This is a genomic window from Mycobacterium sp. 050128 (assembly GCF_036409155.1).
Classification (GTDB): domain Bacteria; phylum Actinomycetota; class Actinomycetes; order Mycobacteriales; family Mycobacteriaceae; genus Mycobacterium.
This window is the reverse complement of the sequence record NZ_JAZGLW010000003.1, coordinates 1-21,741: the sequence shown is the minus strand read 5'-3', so window position 1 is coordinate 21,741 and position 21,741 is coordinate 1. Positions and strand designations below refer to the sequence as shown.

Sequence of the window (21,741 nt, the reverse complement as noted above, 5' to 3'; positions counted from 1 at the left end):
GGCACTTATGGCCACGTCTCACTTGCCCGCCACCGTGCTGCAGCGTGTTTTCGAGCAGGCACTCCAACGGCCCGAAGCGATCGCGATCCGCCGGTGCGACGGGACGAGCGCAATGCGATACGCAGAACTCCTGGCAGAAGTGGACAGATATGCCGCGACTCTTCGCGCGCAGTCTGTAGAACGCGGGTCCCGCGTGCTCGTCATTTCGGATAACGGACCCGAAACGTACCTCTCGGTGCTAGCTTGCGCAAAGCTCGGAGCTATCGCGGTCATGGCGGACGGCAACCTTCCACCAGCAACCATCGAGCGTTTCAGTCAGATCACCGTCCCACGCGCGGTCCTCATCGCGCCAGGGAGCAGGGCGCGATCTTCGGATCTGCCGGAAACACTCGCCCCGACAGCGATGATCACCGTCGACATTGCGTCCAGCGCCGACGGCGCAGCACAAACCGTCGACCCGGATTGGCTCGCCGGAACGCCAACTTTGGGCGCCGATGATCCGCTCGCGATGGTGTTCACCAGCGGCACCACGGGCGAACCCAAAGCGGTTTTGCTCGCCAACCGGACCTTCTTTGCTATACCGGATATCCTGCAAAAAGAGGGTCTGAACTGGATCACGTGGGTCACCGGCGAGACCACCTACTCACCGCTGCCGGCAACCCATATCGGTGGGCTGTGGTGGATCCTCACCTGTCTCGCGCACGGCATGCTGTGCATCACCGGCGGGGAGAACACGACGTCCCTACTGGAGATTCTGAACGCGAATACGGTCACAACGACATGCCTGGTGCCGTTTCTGATTTCGAAACTCGTTTCCGAACTGAAGACCGGGAACACACCGGTCCTATCGCTGCGGGAACTCGGATACGGCGGCTCGCGTGCGATCGCGGCCGATCTGCGCTTCATTGAAGCGGCCGGCATCCACACCGTGCAGGTCTACGGCCTGAGCGAAACGGGTTGTACCGCACTGTGCCTGCCGACCGATGACGACTCGATCTCGAAGATCGAGGAGGGCGCAGTGGGCCGCCCGTACCCGGGCGTCGACGTTTATCTGGCCGGTCCGAATGGTCGCGGCCCGACCTCCCCCGACGCACCGCCCTCGGCCTCATTCGGCACGCTGTGGATCAAGTCACCCGCAAACATGTTGGGGTACTGGAACAATCCCGAACGCACCCGGGAAGTATTCATCGACGGATGGGTGAACACCGGCGACCTGCTGGAGCGTCACGAGGACGGCTTCTTCTACATCAAAGGAAGGTCGTCGGAGATGATCATCTCCGGCGGCGTCAACATCGTGCCCGACGAGGTCGATCGGATCGCCGAAGGCGTTCTAGGGGTCCGCGAGGCCGCGTGTTACGAGATTCCCGACGACGAGTTCGGCGCATTGGTCGGCCTGGCGGTGGTCCCCACGGCAGACCTGGACCAGTCTGAGGCCCGCAAGCTCAAACAGTCGATCGCATCGTGCTATCGGGATCACTCCGAATCGATGGCGCGGCCATCGAACATCGTGATCGTCGCCGACATTCCTCGCACGCAATCCGGCAAGGTCATGCGAAGATCGCTGGCCGCCGCGATCAGTAGCGACCAGACCGGAGTGGTGGTACGTGGCTGAGACGACGAGAGCACGAGTCTACGCCGCGCTCTGCGAGGTGTTGTATATCGATGAAGCGGATCTCATTGACGGCGACGCGACCGACCTGCGGGACCTCGGTCTGGATTCCGTTCGTTTCGTCCTTTTGCTGAAACGCCTTAGCGTGGAACGAGAGTCCGAGCTGCCATCCCGGCTGGCCGAGAAGCTGTCGCTTGCTGGCTGGGTCGAGGAGCTCGAGAGATTCGAGCTGGAAAAATCGGCGTGACCGTGCCCGACGACGCCCCCGTGGATCGAGTTCCCCTCAGCAGGTCTCAGCAGAACCTCTACAACGGGGTGATCCACGACAACGATCCGGGCCTGTACCTGATCCGCAAGAGCTATCGTTTCCATCCGTTGGAGCTGCCGAAATTCCTGACTGCCCTTGAGACAACGATCCTCGAAAACCCGGTGCAGCTGTGTGTTCTCGAGGCGCCACCGCCGGGGGTGGACTACCCAGATCTCGTGGCAAGGCTGCGACCCAGTGACATCGTGCACGTCGGGCCGGACAGTCAGGGCCAGTCAGACGACTGTGTCGACGAGCTCATGCGCCTTTGGTCTTCCGGCATCTTCACCAAACCGCTTGTCGCGTATGCCGTGCGGACCGACAGAGCTGGCTGCGTGTCCAGACTCGACGTATGCACCCACCACATCCTGATTGACGGTGGCGGAACGGCCATTATCGAGGCCGATCTGGCTCGAAACCTCACCATCGGTGGTTCTGCTGAAACTCCGTGTGTGGCGCGGGGGCTGGCCAAGATCAAAGACGCGAATCTTTGCGAGACAACCCGGGTCGACGAATCGTTGCGGCGCCTCTCCGATGTCGTGCAGCGCGAGCTCACCGACGAGGCGCGGCACGGCGGGCACGGTCTTGTCTCGGACAACACGATCGGGAGCGCCGCCAAGGGGGTGCTCTGCGAGTCCGTGCAGGTATCCGGCGTGGCCTACGATGCGATCCTCGCGCTGTCAGACACGAAGCAGATCCCGCTCAACGTGCTGGTGGCCGCGGCCGCGGTAGCAGTGGACGCGAGCCTTCGACAAAGCACCGAAAGTCTACTGGTTCACGCGGTGGACAACCGCTTTGGCGACCCTGATCTGAATGTCGCGACATGTCTGGTCAATTCGGTTGCGCACTCGATCCGGTTTCCGCCATTCGCCTCGGTGGAGGATGTCGTCCGAACGCTCGACCGCGGATACGTCAAAGCGGTCAGACGCCGGTGGTTTCGCGAGGAGCATTACCGCCGAATGTACTTGGCGATCAACCACACCGCCCACGTCGAGGCGTTGACGCTCAATTTGATCCGCGAGTCATGCGCGCGCACCCTGCGCCCCTTCTTGGCGGAGGCACCGATTGCCACCGATATCGGCCCGGTCGAAGGCATGACGGTGGCGTCGGTTCTGGACGAAGACGAGCGCACTCTGAACGTGGCGATCTGGAACAGGGCGGACTTGCCGCCGCAGCGGACGCATCCCGGCGTCGCGAAGCGGATTGCGGCGGCGCTGGAATCGATGACGGTGCTGTGGCATCAGCCGATCGCCATGACCGTCGACGAGTGGTTCGGCATCGGTCCCGACGGCGCCCGCCGCCCGGGCAGCGGAGCAATCGAGACGCGGGAAGCGGCTCGCGCGTGGTTTCTACCGTCCGCAAGAGGCGTCGGGCGTTTCCTCGAAGGGCGTCGTTACGTCTATCCGTGGGTTGCCTGGTTGGTCCAGCACGGCAGCGCACCCGGTGACGTCCTGGTGTTCGCCGACGACGAGACCGAGAAGACCATCGACCTGCTGGTCGCCTGTCACCTTGCCGGATGCGGCTACAGCTCCTGCGACCTTGCCGACGATGTGCCCTTGCGCGCGAGCGAAATTGCCGAGCACGGAAGTGGAATCTCGGCGCATGTGGTCGACATCGGCGCTGTCCGACTGGCGCCGGCGGACGACGAACTACGCACGATCGTCGACGCGCGCATGGAACAAGTTGCCCGGGATGAAGGTCTGGGCACCAAGACCGCGTACATCATGCCGACCTCAGGGTCGACGGGGCAGCCCAAGCTCGTACACATCTCCCACAGTTCGCTCGCGCTTTTCTGCGATGCGGCCAGACGAACCTACGGATGGGGACCGGACGACACCATCCTGCAATGCGCGCCACTGACTTCGGACATCAGTGTCGAGGAGATCTTCGGCGCGGCAAGCGCCGGAGCGGAGCTCATCCGATCCCCGGCCATGCGGGCCGGAGACTTCACCGCCCTCACAAGCGACCTCCTCACCACCGAAGCAACACTGATCGACCTGCCCACTGCGATCTGGCATCTCCTGTGCGAGGACGACGACGCGCTCGACACGATGCGCCGTTCGCGCCTGCGCCAGATCGTCATCGGCGGGGAGGCCATTCGGCCCGCCGCGGTCGACAAGTGGGTCGATTCCGATGACCTACAACGGATATCGCTTGTGTCGACCTATGGTCCGACGGAGAGCACGGTCGTCGTCGCCTATCTGCCGCTCGTCGGTGACGGGACGGCGGCTGCGCCCGCCGATCGTCTGAGGCTGGGCCGACCGATCGCCCCGGGCACGGTGTTCATTGCTTTCGGTGAACTGGTCATCGTCGGAGATCTGGTATCGGCGGGGTATCTGGGTATCGACGGCCCCGGATTCGGCACCGTGACCACCAGCGACGGTTCGCGCCACCGCGCGTTCGCCACTGCCGACCGGGTCACCATCGACGACGACGGCTTCCCCGTCTTCGCGGGCCGTAGAGACGCCGTCGTCAAGATCTCCGGCAAGCGGATCGACACCGCCGAGGTGACGAAACGAGTCCTCGAGGATCCCGCGGTGGCCGATGTCGCCGTCGAACTGCACAGCGGTCGGCTCGGGGTGTGGTTCGAATCGCACCGGGCCCGCGAGGCCCAGGAGGATGCGGCAACGGCGACACGTATCAGGCTCATCCTCGTAAGCCTCGGGGTGGCATCGTTTTTCGTCCTCGCGGTGCCGAGCATCCCGCGCAAAATCAACGGGAAAGTCGACAGCGACAGTCTACGAGCGATGCCGCAGGTGGTGGCCGCGCTGCCCGGCGACGCCGAGACCGGTCAGCGAGCAGCCGACTTGGCCGAGCTCTGGAGCGTGCATCTCGGGCGGGTGGTAGCACCTTCCGCATCGCTGCTGAGCGAAGGTATCGGCTCGTTGGATCTCATTCGAATTCTGCCCGACACTCGCAGCTATCTGAATCGCCAGATTTCGGTTCTGGATCTCATCAGCGCCGACAACGCGGTCAACCTGGTCACCGACTTCGGCGACACGGTACCGACAACCGATTCGTGGATGGACGCCACTACCGCTGCCGAGATCGAACGCGATCTCGCCGAGCTGTGGGGGCAACGGCAACCGGTGACGGCGAGCGCCGCATCGTGCCCGAGCCAAAGCGACGGACGGGCAATCGTCGTGCTGGGCGCGTCCGGAATTCTCGGCACCGGATTCGCCCGCGCAGTCCTCGATCGAAGGCTGTCGGGAGTGGCGCTTCCGGAAGTGGTTCTTGCGACGAGATCCACTCTCCCCGATCATGATCCATGGACAACACTGCGGAACGTCGATAGGGTGCGGATCGACCTGCTCCCTGCTGAGTTTGACACAGCAATACTAGAGGCCCTGATACGCGGGACTGACGCCGGAACCGTCATCAACTGCGTCGGCAACACCAACGTGCTGGTGCCCTACCGCGAACTTCGGCCGGCGAATGTGGAAATTGTCTCCGCCCTGGCCGAAGTGTGCGCGCGTCACGGGACTCGACTGGTGCATCTGTCCACGTTCGTCGTCAACGGGCAGGCCGCCGGGCCCGAAGTTGCCGACCCCCGTCAGGCGCCCTACCCGTATGCGGCGTCGAAATCACTTGCGGAGCTGGCACTGGCCGCGTCATCGCGAGAACTCGATTTCACGATCGTCCGCTTGCCGCGCGTACTTGGTGACGGCCATCAATTGCACGACTCCGCCGACGTCCTGATTTCGGTCGTTGACGGCTGTACCGCGTTACGGGCTTATCCTGCAGTGGCATTGACCGAAGAGGTCACCACAGCCCAAGCCGTAGGACGTGCCCTCTTGGGCATGCTCACCGAGCGAGGTGGGTCAGCAAGCTTGGGACGCGGCATCACAGTGACGCGCGGCGAGGCAATGACCTACGCAGACTTTCTCGGCGAGTACGGTTTCGACGAACTCGACCCTATCGAGTGGAAACATCGCCTGGATCAAAGCGCTTGGGCAAAAAGCAATCTACGAAGGTGGTCGGTGGTAGATGGGTGGTTCAGCTTGGGTATGAGATTGGGGGCGCGTTCCTACGCGGAGTACCTCGGGGATCGGCCGACCATTGCCCTGGGCGTGGAATCGGTCACCGAGCTCGACGCATTCCCCCTTTCGGTTCACGCGCTTCTCCGCGCACCTGTGGTCCAAGGCGATAACGACAGTGGCGGGGGCCGACTTCGGTGGACCACCACGCCGAAGCCGGGTTCCGCATGAGCGCAATGCTTTCCGAGTCGACCGACTCCATCCACGCCGAAAGGTCCTTAATCGCCAGGACGATTCACGCCCTTGCAGTGCCGATCATCCTGTTCTGGCTGGCAGTCGTCGTCATCCTCACAGTGTTCGTTCCCCCGCTGGAGGTCGTCGGACAAGAGCGATCGGTGGCGCTAAGCCCTACGGACGCACCGTCGTTGGTGGCCCTCAAACGCATCGGTCACGTTTTCAACGAGGGAGATACCGACAGCGTGGCGCTGATCTTGCTCGAGGGCGACAAGCCCCTCCGCGACGATGCCCACAAATACTACGACGTCCTGGTTCGCAAACTGCGCGCGGACAAACAACACGTGGTCGGTGTCCAAGACTTGTGGGGAGATCCGTTGTTGGCGGCGGGCTCGCAGAGCAACGACGGCAAGGCCGCATACCTGCAAGTCAACCTCGCCGGGAACCAAGGCGAGCAGCTCGCCAACGATTCCGTTGACGCTGTCCGCGGTACCGTGGATAGCACGCCAGCGCCACCCGGGATCAAGGCCTACGTCACCGGGCCGTCCGCGTTGGCCTCGGATCTGCATCACAGCAGCGACAAATCCATCGCGAAGATCACCCTCGTCTCCGTCGCGGCGATCTTCGCCATGTTGCTCCTGGTCTACCGGTCGCTGCCCACCGTGATTCTGCTGCTGCTCACGGTTGGCGTCGAATTATCCACGGCACGAGGAGTTGTCGCGCTGATCGCGCACGGCGGACTGGTCGGGCTTTCCGCCTTCGCGGTCAGCTTGCTCACGTCGCTGGCGATTGCCGCCGGAACCGACTACGGAATATTTCTGTTCGGTCGCTACCAGGAGGCCCGTCAGGCCGGCGAGGACCGCGACGCGGCTTTCCACACCATGTACCGGGGGACGGCCCATGTCATCTTGGGCTCGGGCATCACGATCGCCGCCGCGACGTTGTGCCTGAGTTTCGCCCGGATGCCGTACTTTCAAACCCTGGGGATTCCCTGCGCAGTGGGCATGCTGGTTGCGGTTCTCGTCGCGCTGACACTCGGACCGGCGGTCCTGGCCGTCGGCAGCCGGTTCGGTCTCTGCGACCCGAAGCGGCGGCTCGAGGTGCGTGGCTGGCGGCGAGTCGGCACGGTGGTCGTGCGCTGGCCGCTACCCGTTCTGGCCGTTACATTCGCGGTCGCCCTCGTCGGCCTCATCAGCCTGCCGGGCTACCGGCCCAGCTACGACGACCGGGCCTACCTACCCAGCTTCATCCCGGCCAATCAAGGCTTAGCGATCGCGGATCGCCACTTTCCCCAGGCGCGGATGAAGCCAGAGATACTCATGCTCGAGACCGATCACGATATGCGTAATCCAACGGACTTTCTGATCTTGGACAAGTTGGCCAGAGGCATCTTTCACGTTCAGGGGATCTCACGCGTGCAGGCCATCACCAGGCCGGACGGGGCGACGATGGACCACACCTCGATACCGTTCCAGCTCAGCATGCAGAACGCGGGGATGGCGCAGGACATGAAGTTTCAGCGTGATCGGATGGACGACATGCTGAAGCAAGCTGACGAGATGACCAAGACGGTCGCCACGATGCAGCGGATGTACGACTTGATGGAGAGGTTTGCGGCCACCACGCATCGGGTGGTCGGCGATACCGAAGAGATGCAACAGATCACGAACGACCTACGCGATCGCATCGCCGACTTCGACGATTTCTGGCGACCCGTCCGGTCGTACTTCTATTGGGAGAAGCACTGTTACGACATTCCGATGTGCTGGTCGGTTCACTCGATGTTCGACGCGGTTGACGGCGTCGACCAGATCGACGAAAAACTGAACACGCTGCTGGCTGACGTCAGGGACTTCGATCGGCTGATGCCCCAGATGATTGCCCAGCTGCCACCCATGATCGAGACCATGGCGAATATGCGGACCATGATGCTGACGCTGCACAGCACGATGTCCGGCATTTTCAACCAGATGGAAGACATGACCAAAAACGCGTCGGCCATGGGCCGTGCTTTTGACGGTTCCAAGAACGACGACTCGTTCTACCTCCCGCCGGAAGTGTTTGAAAATAAAGACTTCCAGCGGGCGATGAGCAACTTCCTGTCACCCGACGGCCACGCGGCACGATTCATCATTCTGCACCGGGGCGACCCCGCGTCGGATGAGGGGATCGCGAGTATCGACGCGATACACACCGCGGCTGAGGAGTCGCTCAAGGGAACTCCGTTGGAGGGCAGCAAGATCTACGTGGCCGGCATCGGCGCCGTCTTCAAAGACATCTCCGAGGGCGCCAAATGGGATCTCGTGATCGCGGGCATTTCCTCGCTGTGCCTGATTTTCATCATCATGCTGATCTTCACCCGTGCGCTCGTACCAGCCGGGGTCATCGTCGGCACGGTCGCGATGTCACTCGGCGCATCGTTTGGATTGTCGGTGCTGGTGTGGCAGTACATTCTCGGCACCCCGTTGCACTGGCTGGTGCTTGCGATGTCCGTCATCGTGCTGTTGGCGGTGGGCTCGGACTACAACCTGCTGCTGGTCTCCCGATTCCGACAGGAAATACACGCCGGCCTCAATACGGGCATCATCCGATCCATGGGCGGCACCGGCAAAGTCGTCACGAACGCCGGCCTGGTGTTCGCGTTCACGATGGCATCCATGATCGTCAGCGACGTGAAGATGATCGGTCAGCTCGGTACCACCATTGGTCTGGGTCTGCTGTTCGACACCTTGATCGTGCGGGCATTCATGACGCCGTCCATCGCCGCGCTGCTGGGCCGCTGGTTCTGGTGGCCGTTGAAAGTACACACGCGCCCTCATCGGGCTTCGGCCGTGCCAGCCCAAACGCAGCCGCAAGATCGCTCTCTCGTACACGCCAATTGAGGGATGTGTGCTAGATGATGTTGTCGCCGTTGGTCCGCAGCGGTTCCGAAGCTCGCTCGGTGGTGATCCTGGGCTTTCCCGGCGTACAGGCGCTGGACATCGTCGGGCCGCATGACGTGTTCGACGGTGCAGCGCGGCTGACCGGGGGCGGGTATCGGGTCAGCGTGGTATCCCGAAACGGCCAGCCGATATCTACCTCCACCAACCTGGCTTTCGTTGCGGAAGCGATGCCCAAACCAAGAGAGATCGACACACTCGTGTTGCCCGGGGGTGCCGGTGTCGAACCTGCCGGGCAAGACCCGGACACCGTGGCCTGGATTAAATGCGCCGCCGCCAACTCCCGTCGTGTGGTCAGTGTGTGCACTGGCGCGTTTCTGGCCGCTGCGGCCGGTCTCCTCGATGGCTGTCGTGTGACGACGCACTGGGCGTTCGCCGATCGGCTGGCCCGCGAATTCCCAGCCATCACCGTCGACCCGGAGCCGATCTTCGTGCGCAGCTCAGACTCGGTGTGGACAGCCGCTGGGGTCACGGCGGGCATCGACCTCTCGCTTGCGCTCGTCGAGGAGGACTACGGTAGGGACGTCGCCCAGGCTGTCGCACGTTGGTTGGTGCTGTATCTGCGTCGGCCCGGTGGCCAGTTGCAGTTTGCCGCGCCTCTGTGGGTGCCTCGTGCCAGCCGTCAGTCCATCCGGGGCGTGCAGGAAGCGATCGAAGCCGAACCCGGTGCTGCCCACAGCATCTCCGACCTGGCGCGGCGAGCAGCGATGAGCCCGCGACACTTCACCCGGTTGTTTACCAACGAGGTCGGCGAGGCTCCTGGGGCTTACGTCGAACGGATCCGTACCGAGTCCGCTCGCCGCCAGCTCGAGGAGACTGACGATGCTGTCGTCGCCATTGCTGAGCGGTGTGGTTTTGGGACATCGGAGACGATGCGTCGCAACTTCATTCGCCGAATCGGTATTCCGCCCGACCAATACCGCAGAAGCTTTTCGTCAAGGCCTGCATGCCCCGACCGCCCACCCGGGGGGTGATCAATTGATCTGCCGTTCTAGGCCGGCCCAGAACCGCTCCCTTAATGTCCGGCGCAGGATCTTCCCGCTGGGGTTCCGCGGGATTGCATCGGTGACGTGGAACGTGCCCGGCACCTTGAAGCGAGCGAGCCGCCGAGCGAGAAACCGCTCGAGGTCGTCGAGCTGCAGTACTTCATCCTGTTTAGCAACAACGAATGCGTGAATGCATTCGCCCCGCAAGACATCCGGTGCGCCCACCACCGCGCTGTCGTGTACCGCCGGGTGAGCATTGATGGTCTTTTCGACCTCTGCGGGGTAGACGTTTTCGCCCGCGACGATGATGAGATCTTTGACGCGGTCCCGGATCACCAGAAAGCCGTCGTCGTCGAGATATCCCGCGTCGCCCGTGCGAATCCAGCCGTCGACAATGGTCTGCCTGGTAGCGGCCGGGTTGTCGAAATACTCGAGCATTTGCGCCGGGCTGCGGAGATAGACTTCGCCGCAGCGTCCGGGTGGAAGTTCGGTGCCGTCGGGGTCCCGGATGGCGACTCCTACGCCGGGATAGGGTCGGCCCGCGGCGTGCAGACGGGCCCGGCCCGGCAGGTGCTCGCTCGGTGGTAGGCATACCGCGGTGTTTCCCGTTTCGGTCAAACCGTAGATCTGTGCGAAATCGCAGTCGAACGTGTCGAGCGCTTGCGAAAGCAGGTCCGGGCCGATCGGAGAGCCCCCATAGGCGATCTTGCGAACCGTGGCGAAATCCGACTTGGTCAGGCCGGGCTCGGACAACATCATGAGCAGCATCGCCGGAACGAAACAGCTGACAGTCACCCCATTTTCACGGATCGCCGTAACGGCATCGAGTGCCTTGAACCGTGGGATCACGACGCTCGGTATCCCCTTGTTGAGGCCCTGCGTCGCCCACCACATACCGCCGATGTGGAATCCCGGTAGCGCGATCAGACTGACATCGCCGTCCCGCCAATCGATCCAATCCAAGCCGGCATCGTCTAGAAGTTCACGCACCGCGGTGAAGGTACGGTGTGCTAGCACAACACCTTTGGGACGGCCCGTCGTTCCGCTGGTGTACATCTGCACGATCGGGGTATCGCGATCGACAACGATCTCGGGTAGCTCAAGAGTGGGCGCTCGGTCACGCCATGCGGCGAAGCTGTCGACGTTGATCACAGTTTCGGCTGTGAGGTCGGTGCGGTCGGTGATCAGGACGCGAGCCCCGGCGTGGTCGACGATGTAGTCGACCTCGTCAGCAGCCAAGCGCCAGTTAACCGGTACCAAGACGGCACCGAGACGTGCGCAGCCATAAAGCAACTCGTAGAGTGCCGGTGAGTCAGTGGCGACGTGGACGATCCGGTCGCCGGGACGGACACCGGCACTGGCAAGCGCCCTGGAAACCGCCACCGATCGCCGCGCGAGTTCGCCGAAGGACACCCGTGCCGACTCGAAGATCAAGGCGGCGCGGTCGCCGCCCAGGCGCGCATTCTGCTCGAGAACAGAGACTAGGTCGAAACGGCTTCCCGCCATTATGATTTCGCGGGCAGATCCGCCAACACGATTTCGACCTCGCCCAGGGCGCTGCCAGCGCCGTCGTCGGTGAACTCGACCGTGGTCTGCAACGCCAACACCGGGCGCGACCGGTGGCGGAATTCGACGTCGGTGATCGTCAGGACACCGCGGTAAGACCGGGAATTGATCGGTTGCCGGAATCGGGTGCTCATCTTGCTGATCAGGACTGAAGGCAGTTGCCGCTGCCAATAGTCGTCCATCGTCCAGTCACTCAGCTCGGGGATGAGCTGGTCGCGAACCGAGGCCGCGAGCGTGTAGTAGATGAGCTGGTTATAGGAGATGACGAACTCGACCGCATTGAAGTGGCCGGTTTCCTCGATATAGCAGGAATGGTCGAACCCCAGATCACCGGAACCGACGACGATGTCGCCGCGGCGCACAACCGTCGCCTGCTTGAGGTAGACGGTGTCCTTGCGGACGTACGGGGTCATGGTGCGATCGAGCAGCACGGTGTCGTCCTGCAGGAATTCGGCGAGGCTGGGTTGCGATGTTTGCGTCATGCGGCGACCTCGGCGCCGAGCGGGTATTCGTCGGTGACGGTCACGCGGTAGGACTCCGTTGGTTCGTTGTTTGGATTGTGCAAGGCGCGGTGGATCAGGGTCCGGTTGTCCCACAGCACGAGATCGCCGGGCTCATAGGTCTGCACGAAGATGTTCGGGTGTTCGTAGGACTCGTCGAGTTGTCCTGAAGCGTCGAGGAGTTCGTCGCGTAAGGAGAGAGGCAGCGCGTTGCCCTCGGAGTCTTCGATGGCGTACGTGAAGGCCTCCGATACGTAGAGAATCCGCTCGCCCGTGACCGGGTGGATGAGCACCGTCGGCCAGGTTTGCGGCGGTGTGACCCGCTCGATTTCGGCCCGGATGTCACCGATCGGACGGTAGACATCCGAGGGCCGGATCTTGACGTAGCGCCGAGCGCTGTGCTTGCTGAAAGTGTCCGCGATGGCTTCCTTGAGTCGTGGAGTCAGTCGCTCATAGGCGCTGGCCATGTTGATGAAGCGGGTACCTCGGGTACCAGTTGGCAACTTCTGCGGATAGAAGAGTGTGAACGCGAACGGCTTCGGCATGAACTGGTAATCGGCATGCCAGAATCCGCCGGTCCTCGGCACGCCGATCTGACCCTCCGCCCGGGCGAGGTTCGAGGAGACGAAGATGAGGCCGTTTTCCGGATGGTGATACATCGGTTCGTAGTACGAAACCGGCGTTCCAAAGTGTTGCCCGAGTTCCACGAACGCGGCCGGCTTCAGGTCTTGGGCTTTGAGGATGACGAGTTTGTCGGTGTAGATGTGGTGTCGGAGCAGCTGGATGTCGTCGCTGGTTGCCATCGCCGGATCGAAGTCGTACACCTCGACAGCCGCTAGTTCGGTGAACTTACTGATGAACTGCACCAAGAGTCTCCTTCTCCACCCCCGGTTGTCGGTCAGCAATCCACCCCCATGGTTTGCCCGTGTGTATTAGTCGTCGAATATTGACGTTGAGTTCCCGGCGAATTCGAAAGGTCTCGCGAGGTCTCGCCTCGCATGAGAAAGCCGGCGACGGTATGTACATTGAGGGCCGCGCCCAGCCCGCACCGGCTGCCTCTTGTGGCGCTGGATCTGCTCCGAAGAAGGGCCCATATGAGCACCCCCATCGACAACACGCTGACGTACATGGACCAGAACTGGTTTTTGACAATGCGTGGGCTGGGCAGAGGACACGTCATCCAGTACATCTGGATCTACGAGAACGGTGTCAATCTCGAGGGCTTGCGCAGGTTCCAGCGCAACCTCCAGCACACGCTGGTGAATCGCCTAATAGAACGCTCGCCGTTGCCCTTTGGCAGGCATCGATGGGTGTCGCACAACGGATCCGCCGACCTCGATATCGCCGTCGCGCAGCGGCGCCGCGACGAAGTCTGGGACTGGGTCGACGAGCGGTCCTTCGTCGCGATCGATCCCGAATTGGGGCCGCCCTGGCACTTCGGGGTTCAACCTCTCATCGGTGGCGGTGCCGCGGTGTCGCTGGCCGTTTCGCACACCACGGGTGACTCCAAGGCCGGAATCCTGGCGATCGCGGATGCCGTCAACGGCACCCATCGCGACTTCGGATATCCGCCGCCGGGTTCACGCAGTCGCCGACAAGCGCTCAGGCAGGACGTCGCGGTTACTGTCCGCTCGGCCTTGAAGGTACCGGCGGCCATTGCGGCGGCTGTGCGCGTTAACCGCGCACAGCCGGAAAACCTGTCGTCCTCGGCCAGGCCGGTATCACCGCCCTCGGCCAGGTCTGCAGCAACGTCATCGTCGGCGGCGCGAGTGCAGCGACTGGTGGTGCCGAGGGTCTACGGCTGCGTCGACGCGCGAGACTGGGATGAGCGCGCCAGTGCGCTGGGCGGGACACGCAATGTGTTGTTTGCTGGATTCTCCACTCGGCTCGGCTATCGACTCGGCCGGACCGACCACGACCGAAGCGTCGTGCTGTCGGTGCCGGTAAGCAACCACGCCGATGGCGACACGCGAGCCAATCCGCACTCAGGGGTTGCCGTGCGGGCGAACGCGAATGAGGTGACGCAGAACCTTGCCGAGCTTCGCGGGGCCCTAAAACAGGCGTTCATCGAACTTGCGGAAACAGGCGATGCCTTAGAAGCGCCATTGGCGTTGATTCCATTCACCCCCAAGATGGTTGTTCGCCGTATAGAGAAGTGGGCGTTCAATTTGGGTAAACGCGTGGGCTGCACCAATATCGGCGAGATGCCGTCCGAGGCGAACCGGCCCGATGGCACCGACGCGGACTTCTTCGCTATGCGCGGGGGTGAAGCCGGGATCACGCCAGCGATCTTGGAGCGGCTAGGAGGGCATCTGCTGGTGTCGGCGGCATCGCTTCGCGACAAGGTGTGGTTCAGTGTCGCGTCGTGGGAACCTGGAAGGACGAACACGAAAGCGGCACTCGCGCAGGTGGTGTGTGCGGCGCTGGATGACTTCGGCCTGCGGGCCGCGATCGAGTACTAGAGCGGTGGTGCGGGGTCGTACTGAATGTAGCGGCGGACCTCGCGGGCACGCTCGGCCCCGGCGAGCCGGCCGACAAGGTACAAAGCCATATCGATTCCCGCGGACACCCCCGAGGAAGTGACGATGTCACCATCGTCAATGAAGCGCTCCTCGCGCCGGACATCGATCGTCGGATCCAGCGTGGTCAGCAAGTCCAGTGAGTTCCAATGGGTGGTGGCGGGACGGTGTGAGAGCAGTCCGGCGGCGGCGTACACCAGGGATCCCGTGCACACGCTGGTCATCAGCGGCACGGCGGCGCGTTGCCGCCGAACCCAATCCAGCCAGACGTCGTCGTACGCGAGTGGGCGCACGCCTTGGCCACCAGGATGCAACAGCACGTCAAACTTCGGCGCGTCGTCGAAGGAATGGTGAGCTTGCAACACCAAGCCTTTGGCGCAGCTCACCAAGCCACCGGAAGGCGAGAAACACGAGACCGTGTACCCGTCACCGGGAAAGTGGTGGGCCCACGACGACCAGACTTCCCATGGGCCGACCACGTCCAGCTCTTCCACACCGTCGAACAGCACGATTCCGATGTTCTTGGTCATGCTTAAGATCCTCCCTCGCCGAGGTACCAGGGCGGGCATCGCGGCGGCGAGTTTCGAACAGAGAACGAAAAAGGTCACCCGAGCTTATCGACGTGCCTCGACCCGCGCGGTTGGCGCGATTCACTACAACAGATGTATCAAGGCGAGACGGAGCGCAGGTATTCATAATCAGCTTGTTCGGCGATAGATATACCACCGAATTAGCCACTGCGCGAAAGTGTCTCATCGAACCTTCATGCGTTGATCAGCCATTCCGCCGAGGCCTAGGTGCACCCATCGCAGTAACTCGTGCCAGGCGGTCGGCATCGATGCCGTCACGCAACTCGCCGAGTGCGGATCACGGTCAGTCCGTCGCGAATCATGATTTCCCACAAGGCGAAGGACCGCGCCAATTGGGTGCGTGCTAGCGGATCGGATTCGGAGAGCTCGACGGCAAAAAAGCTTCCGATCGGGCATCCACCTGCGCAACCTCGGCCCCGCATCATGTCGACCTGTCCATACGCGAGTACTCGACTCAACTGCTGTTGCGGTACTTCTCAATTCGCTTCTGCCACTCGACCAGCCGGTTAAGTTCGCTTTCGAGGTCGGCCGGCTCGGGTGCCAAGCAGTTGGTTTTCTCCGCCTTATCTTGGCGCCGAGCCCACTCCGATGTCGTTTCGTAACGGTCTTGCAGGTCCTGATCGTCGACCTCGCTCACCGGGGCGAGCACGCGGAACTTCTCCATCAGCACATCCGCCCCACCTCGATCGAAGAGCTGGTTGAGGATATCGCCGGTGATGCAGTGCTCCCACGCCTCCGATAGCTTGCCCTCCCATGACGCAACGCGCTCCTCGTAGTCGTCCTGAACTAGGCTCGGCCGCTCCTTGGTCAGCTTGGTCAGCTCGGTGCGCAGGTCGTCGATTCGCGAAGCGAAGTCTTTGGCTTTCACGGCAGGAGGTCCAGGCAGACGCGAAGCTCCGACCCTCGGTGTTCGACCGGCCTTCCAACCGGCGGCACGTCTTCGCTGTCGGCCGCCACGCTTAGGTCGCCGACGAAGGCGAGGTCGTGGGGGAATTCGGCGGCCGTCGAGCGTACGCGGTGACAGTTCGAGACAACTCTGCCTTTTCCTAGGACTCTGATGAAGAACGCGATACCGCGGGATTGCGGCGTACCCGAAGGCGGCCAAAGCCTGACGACACCGATTAAGGAAGCTTTCCAGGACATTCGTCTCCCTTGCGGTTCAGCTGACCAACTTGACTTTGAGTATTACCGACAAAGCGTGCAAGGAGGAGCGACCACCGCTCACCGGCCGATGCGACCGATCCACCAACCCATCCAGACCTTCGGCCTCATACCGGGCCAACCAGGAGTGCAGCGTCTGGCGCGACACCCCCACCTTCTCGGCAACCTGCGACACCGACAACCCATCAGCAATCACCGCCAACACCGCAGCATGCCGCTGCTCGGCCACGCTCAACTCCCTCATCTCGGGAGTGTCAAGGATCAGCCGAAGTAACTGTCAACCATCAGCCGAAACACTGTCAGGCCTCACCCGAAGACAAAATGTCAAGCATCAACCGAGGTCATACATACAATCGGTGGGGCGGGCGGGGCTCGAACCCGCGACCAACGGATTAGCGCCCCACGGCGCCAATTGCATTCTGATGACGCCCGTATCTGCCTGTCGGCCAAAGGATTACATTCCGCATTAGACGCCGATGATTGCCGTTGATTCTCGTGCTTTCTCGACCATAAACGACGAATAAAAGACGAGCTCAAGAGCTGACCCTGTCAGCTCCACGTGCTGCGGCCAACCGCGGCGGGTCGTCGTTGCAGGAACGAGGATCGCGACCGCCCGCGACTACCCAGCCGAGGCGACGACGGCCGGCCTGCTCACGACCCACGGTGGGGTCGAGGTTGACCCCCACGACGGATCCAGGCGCGATCCGATCGGTCACTACGCGTAGCCATCAAGATCATCGTCGAGGGCCTCCCAAGTTTTGGTGTCAGCTCGCCAGTTCCGCAGCGTCTCCTCATCGGCATTACTCATTGCTGCCCAGACGGCAGCCAGGCGCTGGCGGCGGTCGCGTTCGTCCATCGCCTGCTCCATGAGGCTCTACACGGTTTGGTGTCACTGCCCAGCCGAGACCGTGATGCGATCGCGAACGCCTGCCAAAGACAATTTATTCGACGTGGTAACGGTCAAGCACGCAGATGATGCGTCTTGGACAGAAGTGATCGCCGCGGTCACGAGCGGTGCGTCTCGCGCAAGTGCGCTGCGAATTCGTCCTGTACTTGGCGCCGGCGCTGACGCTGTAATGCCGACAGCCGCGCGACGTCGCCGTCGAGGATGTCGTCGTGCGCGTCGTAGTCAGCGACGTTGATTCGCAACTCCAGATCAACTGCGGCCAGGATCCGGGCGAGCAGTGGAAGTGACGGCTGCCGGGTCCCCGACTCAATCCTTGCGATGGTCGATTGCGGCACATGCGCGGCCTTGGCAAGCTCCCGCTGCGACAGGCTGACGCGTGCCCGCGCTATTGCGCAGAATGTTTCCCGCTAACCGCTCCACATAGCCACTGGTCGTCGGCCCGATAACCGCCACAACACGACGATAGCCGATTAGGTATCGCCAGGCTGCCTCCTCTTTGGTTCAGTTGCGGGAACAGTGCAGACCCTGCTGCGTGAAAAGTTTCATCGAAATGGCAGCCGCCTTGTACAGATCTTGATCGGTCGCTTGGCCCGCGCCAACGCATTTCGTGCCCGAGCCAGCGGCGCGGTTCTGTCGATCACGTCAGAAATGCTGCCCAACAGTAGGTTTCATGCTAGCGCGATAGATAATCTACATTATCCATGAAATTTCCGATGGCTCGGGCGCGGCTTGACGACTCCACTTGCCTGGATGCTGCGTGGTGGTCGCCGGCCAACGACCCCTACCACCACAACCAACAGCCCGCGTTGTCATACTGCCCTGCAGGAAAGCGGGGTTAAGTCGCTCGGATTTCTCACCGGCATTGCACCCCAAAACCTTTGACTAGAAGCTCTCGGGGGCGGTACGGCGAATCGGTGTCCCCTGACGTCTAGGCGTGATGTGGCTTTTGTGGTGATTGGGGGCGTCCGTCGACACTCTTGAGTTTCAGCGAGACCCGTTCGCGGTCGATGTCGACGTCTTCGACGATGACTACTACGGTTTGGCCTAGTTGGACAACCGCCGATGGGTGGTGAACCTGTCGTCCGAGCTTTGAGATATGGATCAGGCCGTCGAGGTTGTCGCCGAGACTGACGAACGCCCCATAGTTTTCGAGGTTCTTAACGACGCCCGACATGGATTCTCCGACAGTGATTTTGCTGAGCGCTTGTCTTCGGGCCGTCTCGCGGTTGCTGGCTGGCGCCTTCTTGCGTCGTTCTCGTCGCCGTGCTGTGGGCGGTTGACTTTGCGTCGCGTCTGCCGGGGGTGATCCCATGGTCGCCGGTGAGTCTGTTCTGGCTGTGAGCGGTGCGGGCTGAGATGCCGGCTGCAGGTCCGACGGTGTGGAGGCATTCGACTTGATGCTAATGCGGTACTTCGCCGGAAGCGTTCCGACCACTTCCAGGGCGAGTGTGCAGTTCTCGGACATGTACTTGTCGTAGGCGTGGTCGGCCAGTTCCTGGTTTTGGACCAGGTCGCCTTCTTCGTGTCGGAACTGGCGCGACGGGGTGCCGCGGAAGGACAGCCAGTTGAAATTGGTTTTGATGTAGTAGCCGTCGCTGACGAGGACCTTTGCGACGGTGTTGGGGACTCTGACGATTGCCAAGCGGGTGGAACGGCGCGCGGCTTTGTGGAGCCTGTCCACGGCGGTCTCGTCGGTATCGGTGTTGTCGCCGTGCCCCCAGAAGATGGTGACGTCGGCGGTTCGGGCGAGCTTCTCCACCCGATCGACCCACCGTTGGTCGACGACGCTTCCGGTGATCCGTGGGCTGATGATCAGCAGTCGGTGCTGCGAGTTCGAGACGGCGTCGTTGAGCCAGGTGGGGTGCTCATAGACTCCGAGCCAGCGGATCTGTGCGCGGTCGAGTTGATTTCCGTCAGTGCCTGTTTCGTTGCTGTCGAGGGCGGTCTGCAGAGCGATGACTTCGTCTCGGCCCAGGCGGTCGGCCGAGTCGGTGACGGATTCGTGGACCTCGTCGGCGGGGGCTGCGGTGATACGCAGACGGTCGACGGCGCCGATCTTTTCGAGGGCGGCCGCGTGTGGCTCGCTCCACGTGCCATCGACGTCGACGCCCAACCGGAGTTCGTTGGTGTCAAAGTTCTTGTAGATCAGTAAGATTGCACCGTAGTAGTAAACCGGGTTCTCGGTGACGCCGCTGATGCCGAGGATGTGGATTGGCTCGCGCCGGATGTCCAGCGCAGCGGTCAGGGCGTCGACGTTGAGTTCGTGCAGGCCGACGGGCATGGCGCTAGCCGGCGGCAGCAGGATTCGTGCCGCATTGGATTTGGCGACTTGGGTGCGGGTCAGCGCCCGTTTGTTCCACGGGGTGACCGTTCTGGTCAGCCGGTCATAGACCACCGGGACTGTGGCTGGGGCCGGTCTGCGGAGCTGCGCGTCGCGCGCGGCGTCGCGGCCGGCGTCCCTCAGTGTGAGGCGACGCAGCGCGCCTTCGGGTGGCGGCCGGTAGTCGATGTATTCGGCGTCGAGGAGGCCGGCTATCGCGCGGAGGATGTCTCGATCATCGAGTCCAAGGAACAGTTGGAGGTCTTCGATAGAGTCGAGCCCGTTGAGCATGGCCCGTAGCGCGTATTTCTGCGCTGCCTCAAGTTCTTCGGTCTGTTCGACGAGGACGTCGAGGGTGAGCGTAGACGCTGGGATCGCGGCTGGTTCGGCGGCCAAGAGGATGTGGCCGGGCAGGGTGTGGGCGTACTTGCGCGCGGCGTCTGCGTAGACATCTCTACTCATAGCGTGTGCACCGTCGCATTGTCGGCGGTGCTGATGTGGTGCAGTACCTTTTTGAGCGGGCCGGGCTGGGCTTGGCAGAACTCGGCATCGCCTACGATCCACAGGATTTCGCGGGCTCTGGACAGCGCGACGTTCATCCGTCCTTCATAGGGCTCGCCAAGGAAGCCGAGTTCGCCACGCAAATTGCTTCGAGTCACCGAGAAGATCACGACGTCCGATTCTCGGCCCTGCACGGCATCAACGGTTTTGATCTGAACGTCGACGTTGTCCAAGCGGTGGCCGCGCCGCAGGGCCCGTTCGATCTCGACGCACTGTTTCCGGTAACCGCTGAGGATGAGGATCTCAAGCTTGCCGCCGTCGGTGCGATGGTACTTGCCCAGGCTGACTCCGGTGTTGAGGCGGTGGACGAGCTGGCAGACCTGTTCGACCTCAAGCGTATTCGCCAGGCTGGAGTCGCCCGCGAAACGCGTCTCCTCGTGGCGGGTGCTGCGGTGGCTGGTCGAGAACCAGACCACGCGTTCATCGTCGTCGATGGTTTCGGCGGCCACTACTGCCACAGGGTCATGGATCAGGCTGCCACCGTAGAACGTGTGCGAGATGAGCTCACCGATCGGGGCCGCCATCCGATGCTGGGTCACCAACCTGGCATGGCACTGCTCGGGCACTTCAGCGAGCAGAGTGTCGAATAGCGAGGTCGACAAGAACACCCGGTCGAGGTCATAGGTTTCGACGAGGTCATTGTGTTCGCGCCCGAGCACTTCTTCCATCATCGGTGGCAATTGTTTGGGATCGCCGACCATCACCCAGCGCTTCGACCGCGTCATCGGGACGAGCAGCTCGGCCGCCGTCGCACGCGAGGCCTCGTCGATGATGCATAGATCGAACTGCATCTCCTGGATGTTGCTATTGGAGAGAAAGCCCATACATGTTCCCGCGACGACACTTTGGGTTGGCAGGAACATCGGTTCGGCGGCCTTGGGATCGTTGAGACTCGACAACCAGTCACCTTGGGTTGCGACCAATTGATGCAGCCGCCGACGTTCAGTGTCAGGCTCACCGAGCAGCTGCGTCACCAAGCCGGCCAGCTGCAGCTCGTCCGGCTTGGCGGCCACCTCTACCCCCACCTCAGCGGCCATCGTCTGTAGCGACGACAACACCTCGTCCGCGCGTTCGGCCGCGCGCCGATAATCAGCGAGCAGGCTCACCCGTTCTTCGGACAGCTCATCGTTGTCTAACCGGTCCTCGGCGGTCAGCGGGCCTACCAGCGCGGCGGCCGTGTCGCGCTTGCGCAGCGCGGACAGTGCTTCTTCGGCGCGCAGCGCCAGCGCCAGATGCTCAACTTGGACGCCCTCGCGTTGCGCGAGTTCGGCCATTCCTTGGGCGGCGCGCTCGGCGATTGCTTGCGCCCAGGCTTGGAGCTTGTTGCTCAACAGGAGGTGACTTGCCTCGGGGTCGACGCGGTCGTCGTTACTTGACAGCCTCACGACTTCGGTGACTCCCGATCTGAAGAGGCGGGTGATCGCGTTATCGATCGCGACGTGCATCTGGCTGACCACGAGTACCTTGTCCTGGGGCCGGGAGGCCAGGTATTGGTTGACGAGTTCGCAGATGAAGGAAGTTTTGCCGGTGCCTGGAGGCCCTTCGACGAGGAACAAATCGGTTGATCC

At 62.5% G+C, this 21,741-nt stretch carries 15 protein-coding genes and 1 pseudogene; 6 read left to right on the top strand and 10 right to left on the bottom strand.

The genetic code is table 11. The annotated features are described in order from the left end of the window. Positions 1 to 7: 7 nt before the first annotated feature. Genes fadD10 through SKC41_RS20825 form a run of 5 tightly spaced genes read left to right on the top strand, consistent with a single transcriptional unit; the run spans position 8 to position 10,037 of the window. Positions 8 to 1,612, top strand: a complete 1,605-nt coding sequence (gene fadD10, locus SKC41_RS20845) for a fatty acid--CoA ligase FadD10 (protein WP_330979600.1) — start codon at positions 8 to 10, stop codon at positions 1,610 to 1,612. Then, positions 1,605 to 1,856 carry an acyl carrier protein gene (locus SKC41_RS20840; protein WP_330979599.1) on the top strand — a complete coding sequence of 84 codons (252 nt, stop codon included), beginning with the start codon at positions 1,605 to 1,607 and terminating at the stop codon, positions 1,854 to 1,856. The genes fadD10 and SKC41_RS20840 overlap by 8 nt, the downstream gene beginning before the upstream one ends. Beyond that, positions 1,853 to 6,121 (top strand): AMP-binding protein, encoded by a 4,269-nt coding sequence (locus SKC41_RS20835; RefSeq protein ID WP_442931732.1) that lies wholly within the window; start codon positions 1,853 to 1,855, stop codon positions 6,119 to 6,121. Before SKC41_RS20840 ends, SKC41_RS20835 begins: the two co-directional genes overlap by 4 nt. Before the next feature lie 5 nt (positions 6,122 to 6,126). After that, on the top strand, positions 6,127 to 9,006 hold the full coding sequence (locus SKC41_RS20830; RefSeq protein ID WP_330980059.1) for an MMPL/RND family transporter: 2,880 nt from the start codon (positions 6,127 to 6,129) through the stop codon (positions 9,004 to 9,006). Positions 9,007 to 9,023: 17 nt separating this feature from the next. Further along, a complete protein-coding gene (locus tag SKC41_RS20825; RefSeq protein WP_330980058.1) occupies positions 9,024 to 10,037 on the top strand; it encodes a GlxA family transcriptional regulator in 1,014 nt (337 codons plus the stop codon). Here SKC41_RS20825 and SKC41_RS20820 read toward each other — a convergent pair whose 3' ends face one another. Genes SKC41_RS20820 through scoE form a run of 3 tightly spaced genes read right to left on the bottom strand, consistent with a single transcriptional unit; the run spans position 10,038 to position 12,972 of the window. After that, positions 10,038 to 11,555 carry a long-chain-fatty-acid--CoA ligase gene (locus SKC41_RS20820; protein WP_330979597.1) on the bottom strand — a complete coding sequence of 506 codons (1,518 nt, stop codon included), beginning with the start codon at positions 11,553 to 11,555 and terminating at the stop codon, positions 10,038 to 10,040. Further along, a complete protein-coding gene (locus SKC41_RS20815; protein ID WP_330979596.1) occupies positions 11,555 to 12,097 on the bottom strand; it encodes an FcoT family thioesterase in 543 nt (180 codons plus the stop codon). The genes SKC41_RS20820 and SKC41_RS20815 overlap by 1 nt, the downstream gene beginning before the upstream one ends. After that, positions 12,094 to 12,972 (bottom strand): (3R)-3-[(carboxymethyl)amino]fatty acid oxygenase/decarboxylase, encoded by an 879-nt coding sequence (gene scoE, locus SKC41_RS20810; protein WP_442931761.1) that lies wholly within the window; start codon positions 12,970 to 12,972, stop codon positions 12,094 to 12,096. Before scoE ends, SKC41_RS20815 begins: the two co-directional genes overlap by 4 nt. A 237-nt stretch (positions 12,973 to 13,209) precedes the next feature. Between scoE and SKC41_RS20805 the strand changes: the two genes are divergently transcribed. Next, a complete protein-coding gene (locus SKC41_RS20805; RefSeq protein ID WP_330979594.1) occupies positions 13,210 to 14,577 on the top strand; it encodes a hypothetical protein in 1,368 nt (455 codons plus the stop codon). Here SKC41_RS20805 and SKC41_RS20800 read toward each other — a convergent pair. The 7 genes and pseudogenes from SKC41_RS20800 to SKC41_RS20770 form a co-directional block, all read right to left on the bottom strand. Continuing rightward, complete coding sequence (locus SKC41_RS20800) at positions 14,574 to 15,164, bottom strand: DJ-1/PfpI family protein (protein ID WP_330979593.1); 591 nt, start codon at positions 15,162 to 15,164, stop codon at positions 14,574 to 14,576. The genes SKC41_RS20805 and SKC41_RS20800 overlap by 4 nt on opposite strands. A 514-nt stretch (positions 15,165 to 15,678) precedes the next feature. Further along, the gene (locus SKC41_RS20795; protein WP_330979592.1) at positions 15,679 to 16,092 is read right to left on the bottom strand and encodes a hypothetical protein; all 414 of its coding nucleotides are present in this window, start codon (positions 16,090 to 16,092) and stop codon (positions 15,679 to 15,681) included. A gap of 351 nt (positions 16,093 to 16,443) precedes the next feature. After that, positions 16,444 to 16,629 (bottom strand): annotated as a pseudogene (locus SKC41_RS20790) (helix-turn-helix domain-containing protein); the annotation flags it as partial. 471 nt (positions 16,630 to 17,100) lie between these two features. After that, positions 17,101 to 17,241 (bottom strand): hypothetical protein, encoded by a 141-nt coding sequence (locus SKC41_RS20785; RefSeq protein ID WP_330979591.1) that lies wholly within the window; start codon positions 17,239 to 17,241, stop codon positions 17,101 to 17,103. Between the two features lie 149 nt (positions 17,242 to 17,390). Beyond that, positions 17,391 to 17,681, bottom strand: coding sequence for a helix-turn-helix transcriptional regulator (locus tag SKC41_RS20780; protein ID WP_330980057.1), 291 nt, complete (start codon positions 17,679 to 17,681; stop codon positions 17,391 to 17,393). 539 nt (positions 17,682 to 18,220) lie between these two features. Then, positions 18,221 to 20,074, bottom strand: a complete 1,854-nt coding sequence (locus tag SKC41_RS20775; RefSeq protein ID WP_330979590.1) for a S1 RNA-binding domain-containing protein — start codon at positions 20,072 to 20,074, stop codon at positions 18,221 to 18,223. Then, the coding region (locus SKC41_RS20770) for an AAA domain-containing protein (RefSeq protein WP_330979589.1) at positions 20,071 to 21,741 on the bottom strand (1,671 nt) is incomplete at its 5' end. The genes SKC41_RS20775 and SKC41_RS20770, both read right to left, overlap by 4 nt.